This is a genomic window from Pseudoalteromonas sp. SCQQ13 (genome assembly GCF_015864415.1).
Taxonomy (GTDB): Bacteria; Pseudomonadota; Gammaproteobacteria; order Enterobacterales; family Alteromonadaceae; genus Pseudoalteromonas; species Pseudoalteromonas nigrifaciens.
In genome coordinates this window covers 39719-55457 of sequence record NZ_JADYXG010000023.1, presented here as the reverse complement: position 1 = coordinate 55457, position 15739 = coordinate 39719, and the positions used below count along the sequence as shown (strand labels likewise).

Annotated in this window: 11 protein-coding genes and 1 pseudogene; 6 read left to right on the top strand and 6 right to left on the bottom strand. The window is 39.6% G+C overall.

Going from position 1 to position 15739, the window contains the following annotated elements; all coding sequences use genetic code 11:
• Window positions 1-164, top strand: a pseudogene (locus tag I6F41_RS18080) (transposase); the annotation flags it as partial.
• 409 nt (window positions 165-573) lie between these two features.
• Here I6F41_RS18080 and I6F41_RS15855 read toward each other — a convergent pair.
• Complete coding sequence (locus tag I6F41_RS15855) at window positions 574-1218, bottom strand: LysE family translocator (RefSeq protein WP_011329693.1); 645 nt, start codon at window positions 1216-1218, stop codon at window positions 574-576.
• Window positions 1219-1322: 104 nt separating this feature from the next.
• Here I6F41_RS15855 and I6F41_RS15850 point away from each other — a divergent pair, with 104 nt between their 5' ends.
• Window positions 1323-1775, top strand: a complete 453-nt coding sequence (locus I6F41_RS15850) for an Lrp/AsnC family transcriptional regulator (protein WP_011329694.1) — start codon at window positions 1323-1325, stop codon at window positions 1773-1775.
• Between the two features lie 103 nt (window positions 1776-1878).
• On the opposite strand, the gene I6F41_RS15845 is transcribed toward I6F41_RS15850, so the two are convergent.
• The 4 genes from I6F41_RS15845 to I6F41_RS15830 form a co-directional block, all read right to left on the bottom strand.
• Window positions 1879-2538: a class I SAM-dependent methyltransferase gene (locus I6F41_RS15845; protein WP_179807810.1), complete on the bottom strand. Its 660-nt coding sequence runs from the start codon at window positions 2536-2538 to the stop codon at window positions 1879-1881.
• 73 nt (window positions 2539-2611) lie between these two features.
• Window positions 2612-6265 (bottom strand): SbcC/MukB-like Walker B domain-containing protein, encoded by a 3654-nt coding sequence (locus tag I6F41_RS15840; RefSeq protein ID WP_197108752.1) that lies wholly within the window; start codon window positions 6263-6265, stop codon window positions 2612-2614.
• Window positions 6262-7509: an exonuclease SbcCD subunit D C-terminal domain-containing protein gene (locus tag I6F41_RS15835; protein ID WP_011329697.1), complete on the bottom strand. Its 1248-nt coding sequence runs from the start codon at window positions 7507-7509 to the stop codon at window positions 6262-6264. The genes I6F41_RS15840 and I6F41_RS15835 overlap by 4 nt, the downstream gene beginning before the upstream one ends.
• A gap of 92 nt (window positions 7510-7601) precedes the next feature.
• Entirely contained in the window at window positions 7602-7844 is a 243-nt protein-coding gene (locus I6F41_RS15830; RefSeq protein ID WP_011329698.1) for a hypothetical protein, read from the bottom strand.
• A 471-nt stretch (window positions 7845-8315) separates the two neighbouring features.
• Here I6F41_RS15830 and I6F41_RS15825 point away from each other — a divergent pair, with 471 nt between their 5' ends.
• The 4 genes from I6F41_RS15825 to I6F41_RS15810 all read left to right on the top strand — a co-directional run bounded on the left by I6F41_RS15825 (window position 8316) and on the right by I6F41_RS15810 (window position 13159).
• Entirely contained in the window at window positions 8316-10766 is a 2451-nt protein-coding gene (locus tag I6F41_RS15825; RefSeq protein ID WP_197108751.1) for a M1 family metallopeptidase, read from the top strand.
• Window positions 10766-11260, top strand: a complete 495-nt coding sequence (locus I6F41_RS15820; RefSeq protein WP_058374662.1) for a DUF6702 family protein — start codon at window positions 10766-10768, stop codon at window positions 11258-11260. The genes I6F41_RS15825 and I6F41_RS15820 overlap by 1 nt, the downstream gene beginning before the upstream one ends.
• A 424-nt stretch (window positions 11261-11684) precedes the next feature.
• A complete protein-coding gene (locus I6F41_RS15815) occupies window positions 11685-12302 on the top strand; it encodes an HAD family hydrolase (protein WP_086995494.1) in 618 nt (205 codons plus the stop codon).
• Between the two features lie 131 nt (window positions 12303-12433).
• Window positions 12434-13159 (top strand): YebC/PmpR family DNA-binding transcriptional regulator, encoded by a 726-nt coding sequence (locus I6F41_RS15810; protein WP_011329702.1) that lies wholly within the window; start codon window positions 12434-12436, stop codon window positions 13157-13159.
• A 224-nt stretch (window positions 13160-13383) separates the two neighbouring features.
• Here I6F41_RS15810 and I6F41_RS15805 read toward each other — a convergent pair whose 3' ends face one another.
• A complete protein-coding gene (locus I6F41_RS15805) occupies window positions 13384-15567 on the bottom strand; it encodes a malate synthase G (protein ID WP_197108750.1) in 2184 nt (727 codons plus the stop codon).
• Between the last annotated feature and the right edge of the window lie 172 nt (window positions 15568-15739).

The window sequence follows — 15739 nt, the reverse complement described above, 5'->3', positions numbered from 1 at the left end:
AAAGAGTAAACATTACCCCCGAAAACTGGCTAAAACTCACCACACAATTTAGTCGCGTATTTCATGGTGCAGTAGGTTGCCCAGCGTCGCACGAAGGATACTGCGAACACCTAAACAGAAAGCGGCGCGCCAACGTTAGTAACTGCGAAAAGCTACTGGCTTAAAATTTCACTTCAAAAACTCTCCGTAATTCCCTCTCACTGTGAAAGCACAGTATTTCGCATGCCTAAAAATGAATAAAAAAGCAGTTTAATACAGCGTTATTTGAATAAGCAGAGGGATTTTAAAAATTAAGGATGCTTTTAAGCCTAGCAATGTTTGTTTAGATAAAGACTGAAGGGATTAATAATTAGAGTGGGTGTCATTTTAATTTTTTGGCTTTGAGTGTTAAGTGAGAACTATTTTAAGTTGATATAACAATGATCTGAAGTAATGGTGATATTCGCCCGTCGGGTGGCGCTTCGCTTAACCGACCTACGTTTTTAAATATATTTGAGGGCAAGATAATATTAGTAATAAAAAAGCCTAAGCGGTGTTTAAAGTACTGCTTAGGCTTTATTTTTTATGCGTGTATTACTGTAAGTGTACTAGTAGCTTTTGTGCGCTATCAAACAGCATTAAAGAGCCTAAAATAAATAATATAATGGCAGAAAGTCGACCAAATTTAATCGCAAGTGCCGGGTTATTGCTTAATATTTTTCGGGCGCTAACACCAATAAACCAATATACAAAGCCACAGCCAATTAAATGAATTACGCTTAATACTAACAGCTGCTCGGTGATCGAAAATGAAAAGGTCGGAAATACAAATTGTGGCAATAATGCTAAAAATAGCAGCATTACTTTAGGATTTAACCCGCTAATAATAAAGCCTTTTTTCATCCACTTTAATGGTGTTTCGCCTAATTCACTAGCAGCGCCATTATATACTGCGGGTACTGGCGGGTTTTTATAAAGCGAAACCGCGATCCAAACAACATACAGTGCGCCAAATAAGGTTAAAAATTTCATTAACATCACATGTGAAGCTAAAATAGCACCCAAACCTACCACTACAATCAGCGCGGCAATAAGGTGGCCTAACAAGAGCCCTGAAACTGCCGGAATAATTTTATCTCCCGCAATTCCTGCGCTTATGGTATACGCCCAATCAGCACCAGGGGTAAGTACAAACAATATTGACACCAGCCAAAAAGAAAAAATAACATTAATATCCATCAACAATAACCTAAAATAATTGGGAGCTTATTTTATTGCTTTCTTATGGGGAAAAAATACTATATTTTACCTTATTAAACGCCATTATTAGGAAACAATTGAATATGGATAGCATAGATCGGAAAATTCTTGCTGAGCTGCAAGTTGATGGCCGACTCACTCTTTCAGAACTTGCAGATCGCGTGGGGCTTAGTGTTTCGCCATGTCACCGCCGAGTTAAAGAATTAGAAAAAACCAAAGCAATTGTGGGCTACAGGACAGAGATCTCTCCAGAAAAAGTAGGGCTTAATTTTTCTGCGTTGGTTTTTATTACTATTAAAGAAGGTGATAAAGCATCGTTGGCTAAACTTGAATTAGCTGTTGAAGATATTCCACAAATAACTAATGCGCAGCGTTTGTTTGGTACACCTGATTATTTAATACATGTGGTGACTAGAGATTTAGGCGCGTTTCAAAAATTATACGATGATAAACTATCGGCGCTGCCAGGCGTGCAACGTTTAACCTCAACCATTGTGATGAAAGATATTGTTCGAGCCCGAAACCTGCATTTTTAATTATATACCCCATTAAAAAAGCCCTGCGCTAGGCGGGGCTGTTTAATATTTAAAGCTTAGCTACTAAGTGGTGTAGTTACTAAGTTACTAAGTTAAGCAGTTACTAAATTACATAGCCGCTAAAACCTAGCGCTTTAAAGTACAATTTAGGAATAGTGCTAAATCCACACTCATGCAGTAGCTCGCTAAAACGCATGCGATCTAACGGATAAAATTCATTTTCTAGGCTATGACGAATATGAGTTTGTCCGGCCTCACCTAAGCCTAGTTTTGCACTAGTTAAAAGTTGCGCGTCACGCTCAAATAAGGTTTCTGGGCGCATTAAATCAGCAATATACAGTGCAGCTTCTTTGTTCAGACTTGCTTTAATGTTTTTAAGAACTTGCTTTTTATCGCCATTATCTTCTACAAACTGTAGCACTAATAAGCATAAGGCTGCATCGGCTTTAGTTTTAAGTTTTTCTAAAGGCCCGCAATGTACAGTTACTCTATCGCTTATTCCTTGCTCAGCAAACTTATCGCTAGCAACACTAAGCATGTCGTTTGAGGTATCTTGTGCGGTAAACTTCCATGTTGGATTAATGCTAGCTAATTCAATTACCTCTTTGCCAGTCCCCGCCCCTACCACTAAAATATGTGCGTTATCTTTTAATGTGGCTTGCAGTTGCGCATTAGTTAGTTGATGCAATAACTCGTAGCCTGGTACTAGTCGCGTAATGCGGCTATCGTATTGTGTTGCTTGATCATCTGTAAATGTTGGCATTATTACTTCCTTTATAGACCCCAAGTTTTTTGGGGATCATAAATACAATGGGTGTTATCAATATAAATTAATATCACACAATTTCTACGCTAGAATAACCGCCCGGCTTTTTAGCCACATGGACTTGTGTTGCTACGCGCTCACTCATTTCGCTTACATGCGATATAACACCTACTTTTCGCCCTTGTGCTTGTAATGAATCAAGTGCATCCATTGCAACACTGAGCGTTTCGCTGTCTAACGTACCAAACCCTTCGTCAATAAACAAAGAATTGATTTGTACTTTGTTTGACGACAATGAAGCAAGCCCTAAAGCCAGCGCCAAAGAGACTAAAAATGATTCACCACCAGAGAGCGTATTTACAGAGCGTTGCTCATCGGCCATGTCGCGGTCAATAATAGCAATATCTAAAGAGTGCTCAATAGCGGTTAATTCATAGCGTTTATTAAGGGTTTTTAAATGACTATTTGCATAGTGCAGCAGTATTTTTAAAGTTTGCGTTTGCGCTAAATTACGCATTGTTTTACCGGTTGCATCGCCTAATACTTTATTAAGTAAATGCCACTGATCAACTTGCGTTTTAAGCGTAGTTAACTCAGCTTGTTTGCCTTTGAGCGTTTTAGCATTTTGGTTGTGCTGCTCAATAGCGGTATTAGTGGCAAGCAAGCTATTTTGTAGCTCTGTTTGCTGGGTATTTAATACATTTAGCTGCTCAGTTAACTCATCGTGGTTTTTTGAAGGCTTGTCAGTATTTTGATGCTCAGTGTACGATTTTTGTTGCTGTTTAAGCGCCGCATTTGTATCGGTTAGCGTTTGTGATACTTGTTCAAACTGTTTTAAGTGCGCTTTAATTTGCTCGCTACTTAAGGTTAGTAAAATAGTGACCTGTTCGTGTGTTGCATCGCTATGTTGCGCTTTAAAGTCAGTAAACCACTCTAAGTAACGTGCCTCAAGGTTGGTTAGATCCTGGGCGTGCTCTTGCAAGCGTTGCTCAACATTTTTAAGTGTTATGGCATGCTCGTCGCGCTGTTTAATTGCGTTATCGTGCGCTTGTTGGCTGGCATTTAGCTGTGTTTGGCATTGCTCAAGCTGCATGGCTAGTTTGGTTTGATAGTCGCTTGCGCTTATTTGCTCATTATTAAATAAAGCTAATCGCTCGCTTTGCGTAATATTTTGCTGTTGCTGCGCTTTGGCTAAATCGTCATTTAATGCTTTAAGTGCGTGCTCACTTTTAGTCATTAATGGCGTTAATTGCTGTAGTTGCTGGTTTGCACTGTCGAGCTGTTTTTGGCTTTGCTCAAGCTGCGTTAGTGTTTGCTGGTATTGCTCAACCTGTTTGTTTAAATCGCTTAGGGTAAGCGATTCACTTTGCAGCTGCTGCCAAAAATCGCTGTGTTCAAATTGCGCGTTAAGCGCTGCGCTTAGCTCGTTTATTTGTACGCTTAGCTCGTTATGTTTACTGCTTAATTGGTTTAGCTGATTAGTTAACTCAACATGCTGGTTTTGTAATTGCTGCTGTGCGTGTTGCTCGGTTTTTAAAGCATTAAGCTGCTGATTTACTTTTTCTTGTAAGGTACGCAGCTGTGTTTGTACTGCAAAGTACTGAGTTTTTTGCTCACTGAGTTGCTTATAGGTTTCATCAAGCTTCTCGGTTGTTAAATCGTTAAGCTCGGTGCGTGCGTCTTGCATGGTCGTTTTAATTTCTAGCTGCTTAGTCTGTGCAGTTTGTATTGCTTGGCTATGTTGCGTTTGCTCGGCTACTAACACAGCATGTTGTGTTTGGTGCTGATGCAGCTGGGTTTGGGCGCTATCGCGTTGCTGTTTTGCATTGTTATAAGCTGCTTCAAAGTCGGCTATTAAGTTATTTAATTGCTGGTTTTGAGTGCTTGCATATGGGTGCTCAGTTGCACCGCACACTAAACATGGCTCGTTAGGAGCAAGTTGTGTACGCAAGTGTTCTACATTTTCACTGGCGCGAAGGCGTGCTTGGCTAAGCGTGTATTCGTTGTGCTTAAGCGTTTGCTCGCACGAAGCCAAATTTTGTAATAATGCGTTTTGCGCTTGCTCACTTTGGATAAGTTTTTCTGCAACGCGTGTTTGCTGTTGTGTGCTGTATTTTAGTTCATGATTAAACTGTTTATAGCGCTCGCGTTGATCTTTTAAGTAATCAATATTTTTAAGCTTTACATCGCACTGTTCAATATTAAATTGGCGTTGCTGCTCATTTAATTGGTTAAGATTTTTTTGCTCACTAGCAAGTAGCTGTTCTTGTGACTCAACCTTTGCATTTTGCGCGGTTAAAAGCGTCGCTTGCTTAGCCTGCTCAGCCACTAACTTTTGGTTTTGATGTGCCGTTGTTTTTAATTGCTCAGTTGCGTTTAAAAACTGATTAAAACTGTGCTGATAGTAATTCCAATCATTGGCTAAAGGTTTTAATTGTGTATGCGTAGTTAACCACCGCTGATGCTGGGCACTTAATTTTGTAGCTTCATCAAGCACAGATTGGCTTTGCTTAAATTGCTGCTGCAAATCGTTTAATTGTAATTGCTCTTTTTCGCTTTGCTGGGTAAGGCTTGCAATGGTTTGTGCTTGAATCGCTAATTGACTGTCGAGCTCGCGCGCTTTAGCAATAATAGGCTCAGCAGTTTGTTTTTGTTCTTTAGCTGTTTGTAATATCTCTTGGTGCTTACTAAGCGTATTAGCATGCGCAGTAATTATTGCAGTGTGATCTATACTTTTTAAGTCACTTACTTTCGTACTTAACTCAATATTTTGAGCTGTTAAACTTTTAAAGCGACTGCGGTTATCTTTAATTTCAAGTGCGCTTTGTGCTTGTTTAGCTTGCTCACTTTGCTGAGCAATAGCATTAAGCTCGTTTTGCGCTTGTTGCTGGTTTTGCTGTGCTTGTTTAAGTGCTTGCTCAAGCGTATTGGCTTGTTTATACCAATTTAAATTTTGCTCTGTAGTTGTTAAGGTTTTTTTAGTGTGTTCAATTTGCAGTTTTAATTCATTAAGCGAAATTTGTTTAGCGGCTAATTCATCTTCACTTAGTAATGTGTAACTTGCTAAACTCGCTTGGAGTAATTCAAACTTTTCTTTTAGCTCTTTATTACGCTCAAAAATACGTACACCAATACGGCTAAATTTATCGGTACCGGTTAAGCATTCTAAAAGCTGTGCGCGCTCATCGCCGGTGGCTTTTAAAAACGCGGCAAATTCGTGTTGCGCTAATAACACTGCTCGCGAAAACTGATCAAAGGTTAAGCCTATTTTGGCTTCTATTTGTTTTACTGTTTTACTTTTATCTGATGAAATTAACGTATCATCAGGTAACAAATAAAGCGTATGCTGTGCTGCTTGTAAATTGCCGTCGCTTTTGCCTCGCGAGCGATTAACGCTCCAACACGCTCGGTAACTTTCTTTATCTTGTCCTACAAAGTCTACTTCAGCAAAGCCATTAGACGTTCCTCGCCTAAGTAAATTACGCGCGTCATTAAGCCTAATACTGTCGCCTTGAAACTCTACCTTATTGCCTCTATCGCCACCTAACCTTGCGGTTTTAGCATATAAAGCTAAGCAAATAGCATCTAAAATAGTGCTTTTACCTGCGCCGGTATCGCCGGTAATTGCAAATAATCCGGCGTCTTTTAGCGGGGCTGCTAAAAAGTCTATTTCGGCATCAACAATAGAAGCTAAGTTATGAATACGCACAGCGGTTATTTTCATAGTTGCTGTTGCTCCTCTAGTTCGTTAATAACATCGTTTAATAGATTTTTTAGTGCGTCGGGTACGCTTTCACCGTGCATATCTTTGTCGTTTGCAAATGCTTGTTCTAATAAATTAAGTGGGTTGAGCATTTCAACTTCAGTTAAATCTTCAAATACTGCGCCGCCTTCATTGTTAGCTGCTTGTTCGCGCACGCGTTCTATGCCACAAAAACGAATATGTTTACCCTCAAGAGCTTGTTCTATTTGTTCTCTGAAGGTGGTGTCGGTATCGCTAGATTTAAGTTTTACCCGTAAATATGGTGCTATTGTATTGGCTGTGGTGTCGAGGGCTTTAATTTCCTCGCATAGCTCAGCTAATGGTACGCACTCCCCTTTTGGTAAAACTATTACATCGGCTAAACGAGGAATGTAAAGGGGGTTTACAGTTACACTAATTTGCTGTTTTTCATCGCTATTAAATTCAACTACATTTACTTGGTGGCTGTAATTTCGCTCTGAAAACGACATAGGAATTGGCGTACCGCTGTATCTAATGCATTCATTTTTAGCAACTTGCTGCGCTTTATGTAAATGCCCCAGCGCAACGTAGTGTGCTTGTTTACCAAATACGTTGGCAGATATGGCTTCTTCGCCGCCTATTACTAAGTTGCGCTCAGAGTCACTCGATATATCGCCGCCTTTAGCATGAAGGTGCCCCATAACAATTAACGGGGTATTTTCACTTTGTAAAGTAGCTGCATGCTCAAGGGCAAGTTCATATGCCTTTTTAACGCCTTGGGCATAGCTAGGGCCGCTTTTGGTTTGGCTGAGTGTAGTTACATCGCTTGCGCGCAAAAATGGCATGGCAACGATTACAGCGCGTTTTTTGTTAGTGTTAATAGTGATTACGGTATCAGCCGCTGCTGTTGCCTCAAAACGCCCTACAACATGGGTATCAAATTGAGCGAGTAACGGTTGCGCGGCTAAAATACGATTTGCAGAGTCGTGGTTCCCAGCAATAATTACTACATGTAAATTAGGGCACTGCTTTTTGGCATCTTTAATAAATTGATAGAGTTGATTCTCGGCGCTAGCACTGGGGGTTGCAGTATGATAAATATCGCCAGCAACGAGCAGTAAATCTATTTGTTGCTCAACGAGAGTGGCTAACAGCCAAGTGAAAAAAGCAAGGTGTTCATGACGACGGTCATATTCATAAAATTGTTGGCCAAGGTGCCAATCAGAAGTGTGCAGAACTTTCATGTAGCGCTCTTAAAAAATCGTAAGAGCGCCAATATACCCAAGGCAGTTAAAGATGCAACCTTATAGGCTCATCTTGCTAGGGTGAATGGGCTTTAGCTAGCTCCTAAGCTAAACCAACCAACATAAATAAGAGGCAAGGCTAAAAGTGCCATAAATAACGGCAGTTTAATTGCTTTGGCTTTTTTAGCTTGTAACGCTTTCAATGCATTTTTTTCGTTACAAGCGGCCACTTTGTCAATATACAAATAACCTGAGTTTAAATACTGCTTACAGTTTTGCGCGTCTGCTGGAATAGCAATTAGTTTTTGCTGCTTTTTTAGAACATAAAAATCCATACACCACCACACTTTTCAACACTAAAATATTAATAAACATATTTGAAAATAATTATATTAAATTACCCTCAAATGAAAAAAGTGGGCGATTCTAAGTACAAATGGATACAAAGATCAACCTTAAACTTCACTATTGGCGGTTTCTCATACAAAGGGATTAACTTTTTTGCTAAATAATTACATTTGGCTACCTTTGAAGCCAAAATACAGAGGGAGATTTAGTAGCTGTAAGCCGTTATTTTTAGCTGATATTTGGCAATTATTTTTATTTAAAACGACAAACTGTAAAGCCCCTTTACAGTTTTATTATTTTAATTCACGTTTAATTAATTTTATCAAAAAGAATAATGCGCTTTAATTGTAAAAAAATAGTGAAAACTAGCCTGAAAAAGTCGCACTTTATCGTTATTTTATTGAAGAAAAACGATAATTTTGTCAAAGTGCGCACACTAAAATCTAACAGGTTTAATAATGAAAAAAATAATTTATACGCTAAGTGCGGTTATATTGCCAATAGCAATGTCGAGCACTGTTTTAGCGTCTGCTATTGAGCAAACCAAAGGCAGCTATATCGATAAGTTTCGTCAACTAGACGAAGCATTGCCAACACCAAATGTTTATAGAAGTGCTGCCGGAGAACCTGGCGAAAATTATTGGCAGCAACGCGTTAATTACGATATTGACGTACAATTAGACGAAAAAAAGCGCCGTATAAGCGGTAGCCAAAAAATAGAATATAAAAACAATTCACCACACACATTAAAGTACTTATGGTTACAGTTAGATCAAAACGTTTTTAAAAATGATTCAATTGCAGAAACTACGCAAACGTTTAAAAGTACTTTAACAAGTTTACCAGCCGATAAACCCGCCAAGTTAAGTTTAGGCGACCTTCGTCGTCAACAGTTTATGAGTGACAACGAGCTTGGCTATACAATTAGCAATGTAAAAGATGACAATGGCAACGAGTTACGTGTAACCGTGGTTGATACCTTAATGCGCATTGACCTAAATAAGCCGTTAAAGCCAGGTAAAGAAGCCGAATTTAGCATGAACTTTGCATTTAATTTAGTTGAAGAAGATGCAGTAGGCGCACGCTCGGGCTATGAGCACTTTGAAAAAGATGGTAACGATATATTTTTAGTGGCGCAGTGGTTTCCGCGTTTAGCTGCTTATACTGATTACGAAGCTTGGACTAATAAAACATTTTTAGGTGGCGGCGAATTTACCTTAGAGTTTGGTGATTACGATGTTGAAATTACCGTACCTGCGGACCATATCGTGTCGGCAACGGGTAAGCTTAATAACGCAAGTAGCGTATTAACGAGCACGCAACGCAAACGTTTAAAGCAAGCCGAAAATGCTAAACGCCCTGTGTTTATTGTTAGTGAAGAAGAAGCGCTCGATAACGAAAAATCCAGTACAGATAAAACTAAAACTTGGCACTTTAAAGCTAATAACGTACGCGACTTTGCTTGGGCGTCGTCACGCAAATTTATGTGGGATGCTAAAGGCTATCAGCAAGGCGGTGATGAGCAGCCATTGGTTATGGCTATGTCGTTTTACCCTAAAGAAGGGGGCGATTTATGGAAAAAATATTCAACCGAAGCTGTTATTCACACTATGGAAGTGTATTCAAAGTATTCATTTGATTACCCATACCCAACCGCGCAGTCAGTAAATGGCCCTGTTGGTGGTATGGAATACCCAATGATCACCTTTAATGGCCCGCGCACTAAGCTGCAAGATGATGGAACTCGTACTTACTCTCAAGCAGAAAAACGATTTTTACTCGGTGTAGTGATCCATGAAGTGGGTCATATTTACTTTCCGATGATAGTAAACTCAGATGAGCGCCAATGGACTTGGATGGATGAAGGTTTAAATAGCTTTTTAGACGGTGTTGCAGGGCGAGAGTGGGACCCGAGCATTCCATGGGGTGTTGAGCCGCGCGATATAGTGGCGTATATGAAGTCAGAAATTCAAGTGCCTATAATGACCCAGTCAGACAGCGTATTGCGTTTAGGCCCTAACGCGTACACTAAACCCGCTGCTGCACTTAATATTTTACGTGAAGTTATTTTAGGCCGAGAGCTGTTTGATTTTGCGTTTAAAGAATACGCCCAGCGCTGGAAGTATAAGCGCCCTACCCCAGCTGATTTTTTTCGTACTATGGAAGAAGCTTCGGGTGTTGATTTAGATTGGTTTTGGCGTGGTTGGTTTTTTACCACAGATCACGTAGATATTGCTTTAGATAAGGTATATCAACTGCGTTTAGACACTAAAAACCCTGATATTGATTTTAGTCGCCTACGCGATATTGAAGCAAATAAGCCAACTTCGCTGTTTGTAGAGCGTAACCGCGCACAAGGTAAAAAAACCTGGGTAGAAGAAAATCCCGATGTTACCGACTTTTATGACGAAAACGACCGTTTTACCGTTACTAATAAAGAACGCAACGCGTACAACAAGTTTTTAAAGGGCTTAGAGCCGTGGGAGCGTAAAACGCTTGAGCGTGCAATAAAAGAAGACCAAAACTACTACGTAATGGAGTTTTCTAACGTAGGCGGCTTAGTAATGCCTATTTTATTAGAGCTGACTTTTGAAGATGGCAGCAAAGAAGAGCGTTATATTGCGGCCGAAATTTGGCGTCGTAATTATAAAAAGGTGCAAAAATTAATAGTGACTGACAAAAATAAATCGCTGGTGTCGGTTACTATCGATCCGCGCTGGGAAACGGCTGACGTAGATATTGAAAATAATAACTACCCGCGTCGTATTATTCCATCACGCATAGAAGTATTTAAAAAAGAAAAGAGCAAAGCAAAAGTAAGCCGCGATATTATGCAAGATATTAAAACCGAGCTTAAAAAAGACGAACCTAAAGGCGACGAAAATAACAGCAGTGAGGAGCAACAATAATGCGCATATTGCTAATTATTGTTAGTTTATTAATTGCTGCGCCTAGTATGGCGCATCAATTAAAGTCGTCTGTTACTACTGTGCTTTTTAATAAACGTACTAATAATATTGAGCTAATGCATCGTTTTTATTTGCACGATACTGAGCATGCTGTGGCGCACTTATTTAAAGGTAAGGTTGATATTATTAGCAATAAAATAGATCAACAACGCTTTGCTAAGTATGTAGAGTCGCATGTTGCGCTACAAACGTTAAACGGTGAACCACTGCCGCTTAACTTTGTAGGAGCACAAGTTGATGGCAAGTTTTTTTGGGTTTACCAAGAAGCGCCAATTCCGGTAAAAATTGCAGGAATTAAAATGAGTAACGGTGCACTGCGCGACTTATGGCCTTCGCAAGTTAATATGGTTAACGTTGAAGGACAAGGAAAAATAAAAACCTTAAACTTTACTCAAGACGATACTTGGCTTGAAGCAAGGTTTGAGCAACAATAATCCTACAAACTACGCGCACAGTCACTGTGCGCGTTTTTGTTATTTTCATTCCCGTTTTTCTGATCGACTTAATACTAAATTACGTTAATATACCTTGTATATTAGTGTGCTTTTTAGCAAGCTAGGTAACCTGAACTTTGGATAATAAATCTATCTCAAGCAGCTACTTTCAGCGCTAACTGCGTTGAATTTACTTGCAATAGGCCAGCTATTGAAGCGTAAATTCGCCTTATTTTCACTGAAAATCTCTGGCTAGAGAAAATAAATTTAAATATAACTATGATTTAGTATGTTAGTAAATCTCTTAACCAGAGTTCAGGTTAGGTATATAAATTTTGTTATTCATCAGTGATTTAGTTTTATAAACGATGAAGTTATTTTTATATAGGGTTTAATTCAATGGGTATTAAATACAAGGAAGGATATAGAAATGCAGATTGAAGCGATTAAAGGTGTGATTTTTGATTTAGATGGCACTTTAGTGTCATCAGAATTAGACTTTTCATTAATTAAAGCGCAAATAGGGTGCCCGTGTGAGCAAGACTTACTCGATTATATTGCCCAATTGCCTTCAGCATATATGCGCGAAGAAGCAATGAATATTGTACATCAGCATGAGTTACTCGACGCTCAACATGCCAAAATGCTACCCGGTGTGAGTGAGGCTGTAAATGCCCTTAAAGCTAAAAACATTCCAATGGCGATAGTTACACGCAATTTTGACAAAGCGGCCGCTATTAAGTTACAAAATAATCCACTGCCAATAGAAATAGTGCTTACCCGAAGTGACGCGCCAGCAAAACCCGATCCGAGTGCATTAAATAATATTGCTACCTTGTGGAATATGAGCCCAAGTAATTTATTGTATGTGGGCGATTTTTTATATGATATTCAGGCAGCGCATAATGCCAATATGCGTGCATGTTTATACGCCCCCGATGTTACTCCTAGTTATGCTAGCCAGGCCGATTATGTATTACATGATTTTACGCAGTTAGTTACTTTAATTGACAATTACGCACAAAAAGTTGTGTTATGTTAAATAGCGCCTTGTTTATTTTTTTATGTAATTAGTGTGGTGTTATAAACGTTATATATTAACGTGGTGCTAGCCCAATACGTTTTGAATTGGTAAAATGTCGACAAGTTTAACGTATTCATTAGAGGTACATGATGGGCAGAGCATTTGAAGTTCGTAAAAGTTCGATGGCTAAAACGGCTAACGCAAAAACTAAAGTAAATTCAAAATACGGCAAAGAAATTTACGTTGCAGCTAAAAACGGCGAACCTGACCCAGATGTAAACCAAACTTTGCGCCGCTTAATCGAAAAGGCAAAAAAAGATCAAGTGCCTGCGCATGTTATCGAAAAAGCAATTGAAAAAGCCGCCGGTGGAGCAGGGGAGGATTACTCAACTGCACGTTACGAAGGTTATGGCCCTGGAAATTGTATGGTTATTGTTGACTGTTTAACCGATAACCCAAATCGTACTATTAAAGATGTACGTTTGCCTTTTACTAAAACAGATTCAAAAATTGGTACACCGGGTTGTGTAGCGCATATGTTTGATCATTTTGCTGTGCTTGGTTTTTCAGGCGATGACGACGAAGTTGTGTTAGAAGCACTAATGATGGCTGACGTTGATGTAACCGATGTTGAAGTAGAAGACGGTAAAGTATCGGTGTTTGCCCCACATACAGAATACTTTAAAGCTAAAACAGCCCTTGAAGAGGCGTTTGAAGGCATTAATTTTGAAGTAGACGAAATTACTTTTGTCCCGCAAGTGCATATTGAAATTACAGATGAAGAAGTAATTGCTAACTTTGATAAGTTCATCACTATGCTTGAGGATTGTGATGACGTACAAAATATTTATCACAACGCAATCATCAAAAACTAATTAAAGCTGTATATTAAAGCGGTAATAATTTTAGAAAAAGCGTGTTTTGTGTAAGCAAAACGCGCTTTTTTGTGGTTAAAAACTAATAACGGCTACTAAGATGAATGTTAGCCATTCACCTTAGTTATTAATATTGGCTGGTATTTTTGGCAAATAAATAAAAACCAGCACTTTGGCTGGTTTTTGTATGCTAACTAGGGTGTTTTATTACTTGAAGTTAAGTGTTAAGTACCTTGCTGCGCTTTATATTTTAAGCGGTAGCTGTGCAATAAAGGCTCAGTGTAGCCACTTGGTTGCTTAGCTCCTTCTAACACTAAGGCTAGTGCCGCTTGGTAGGCAATATTATTAGCAAGTGATTGTTCACTAATTGCCATAGGCTTATAAGCACTGTCGTGTTCATTTTGGCCATCTACCACTTTTGCCATTTTGGCCATGGTTGATCTAATTTGTTGCTCGCTGCAAATACCATGATGCAGCCAGTTAGCCATATGTTGGCTTGAAATACGCAGTGTTGCTCTGTCTTCCATAAGGCCAATGTGGTTTATGTCGGGCACTTTAGAGCAGCCAATCCCTTGGTCAATCCAGCGTACTACATAACCTAAAATACCTTGGGCGTTGTTTTCAAGCTCGGTTTTAATATCTTCTTTGCTAAGTAGCTCAGGCTCGTCCATTAATGGCGGGGTAAGTAGCTCATCTAGGCTGGCAATAGCACGCTTTGCAATGCTTTGCTGCTCGCTAAATACATCTACATCATGATAATGCATAGCATGCAGAGTTGCTGCAGTAGGGGAGGGCACCCACGCGGTATTAGCACCTGATTTAGGATGAGCTATTTTTTGCTCCATCATTAATGCCATTTTATCGGGCATAGCCCACATACCTTTACCTATTTGTGCTTTATGGCTTAAGCCACAAGCCAAACCAATGTCTACGTTGCGATCTTCGTAGGCGCTGATCCACGGCTCTAATTTAATAGCGGCTTTAGGCAGTACCACACCGGCGTGCATTGAGGTATGAATTTCATCACCTGTTCTATCTAAAAATCCGGTATTAATAAATACTACACGCTCTTTTGCTGCATGAATACAGGCTTTTAGGTTAGCTGAAGTACGGCGCTCTTCATCCATAATGCCCATTTTAATGGTGTTTTTTTCTAAGCCAAGTGCTTCTTCAACCATGTTAAATAGCGTGTTAGTTAATGCCACTTCTTCAGGACCATGCATTTTAGGTTTTACAATATTTATACTTTGCGCACTGGAGTTTTTAAGCGCACTGCTAGAATTTAAATCATGCAGCGCCGCTGTTGCAGTAAACATGGCATCCATAATGCCTTCAAACACATCGTTACCGCTTACGTCGGTAATTGCTGGATTGGTCATTAGGTGGCCTACATTGCGCACAAACATCATGCTGCGGCCTTTTAAGCTTAGGGTTTCACCATTTAGCGCCGTATATTGGCGATCGCTTTGCAGGGTACGTTCAACTGTGTTATCGCCTTTTTTAAACGATTCAGCTAAGTTGCCTTGCATTAAACCTAACCAGTTTTTATAAACTTGTACTTTATCCTCTGCATCAACCGCAGCTATAGAATCCTCGCAGTCCATAATAGTGGTAAGTGCAGCTTCAAGTACCACATCTTTTAAGCCAGCTTTATCTGCTTGGCCTATTGGGTGATGGTGATCTATATGTAGCTCAAGGTGTAGGCCATTATTTTTGAGCAAAATAACGCTAGGATTTTGTGCTTCACCTTGGTAACCCACTAATTGCTCAGGCTTTTTTAGTTTGGTTTGTGAGCTGTCGCGTAGAGTAATTGACAGCGCACCGTCAACAACAGAATAATTAGTGCTCTCTATATGCGAGCCGTTTTCTAGTGGCAAGGCTTTATCTAAAAACTGCCTCGCGTATGCCATTACTTTAAAGCCACGAACTGAGTTATAAGTACGGCCTTTTTCGGCACCATCTTCTTCGCTTAGTACATCAGTGCCATATAGGGCATCGTATAACGAACCCCAACGTGCGTTTGCAGCATTAAGTGCAAAGCGTGCATTGCTTACCGGCACTACTAGCTGTGGTCCCGCTGTTTGTGCTATTTCGGGCTCAACATTCTTTGTTTCAATACTAAAATTTTCAGGTTCGTTTACAAGGTAACCTATGTCGGTTAAAAACGTCTGGTACTGGGCTTTATCCCAGCTTTTATTAGCCAGATGATACTCATCAATTTGCTGTTGTAGCTGTTCGCGTTTAGCAAGTAGAGCTCTATTTACTGGCGTTAATGTTTGTACAATATGCGCAAAGCGCTGCCAAAATTGCTGCTCATTTAAATGTGTACCAGGTAATAGCTGGTTTTTAACAAAGTCAGCTAGTTGGTTGTCTACGCTGAGTCCTGAGTGAGTGAGAGTATGGGGCATTTTAATAATCCTTAAACGGTCGCGATATTGTAAATTTTAGTGTGCGTAGTGTAACCATAACGTAAAAAAGAGGGGTTGAGTGCATTTTGCTCATTCATGATATGTATAGCCGCAATAACAACTATAAATTTACTAAATCTGAAAAATAAGCCTAATGTTTAATTAAGCGCTG

What these genes read in the sequence shown, in the direction of transcription:
- I6F41_RS15855 (WP_011329693.1), bottom strand. Translation starts at nt 1,218, where the DNA reads ATGGATATTAATGTTATTTTTTCTTTTTGGCTGGTGTCAATATTGTTT.
- I6F41_RS15850 (WP_011329694.1), top strand. Translation starts at nt 1,323, where the DNA reads ATGGATAGCATAGATCGGAAAATTCTTGCTGAGCTGCAAGTTGATGGC.
- I6F41_RS15845 (WP_179807810.1), bottom strand. Translation starts at nt 2,538, where the DNA reads ATGCCAACATTTACAGATGATCAAGCAACACAATACGATAGCCGCATT.
- I6F41_RS15840 (WP_197108752.1), bottom strand. Translation starts at nt 6,265, where the DNA reads ATGAAAATAACCGCTGTGCGTATTCATAACTTAGCTTCTATTGTTGAT.
- I6F41_RS15835 (WP_011329697.1), bottom strand. Translation starts at nt 7,509, where the DNA reads ATGAAAGTTCTGCACACTTCTGATTGGCACCTTGGCCAACAATTTTAT.
- I6F41_RS15830 (WP_011329698.1), bottom strand. Translation starts at nt 7,844, where the DNA reads ATGGATTTTTATGTTCTAAAAAAGCAGCAAAAACTAATTGCTATTCCA.
- I6F41_RS15825 (WP_197108751.1), top strand. Translation starts at nt 8,316, where the DNA reads ATGAAAAAAATAATTTATACGCTAAGTGCGGTTATATTGCCAATAGCA.
- I6F41_RS15820 (WP_058374662.1), top strand. Translation starts at nt 10,766, where the DNA reads ATGCGCATATTGCTAATTATTGTTAGTTTATTAATTGCTGCGCCTAGT.
- I6F41_RS15810 (WP_011329702.1), top strand. Translation starts at nt 12,434, where the DNA reads ATGGGCAGAGCATTTGAAGTTCGTAAAAGTTCGATGGCTAAAACGGCT.
- I6F41_RS15805 (WP_197108750.1), bottom strand. Translation starts at nt 15,567, where the DNA reads ATGCCCCATACTCTCACTCACTCAGGACTCAGCGTAGACAACCAACTA.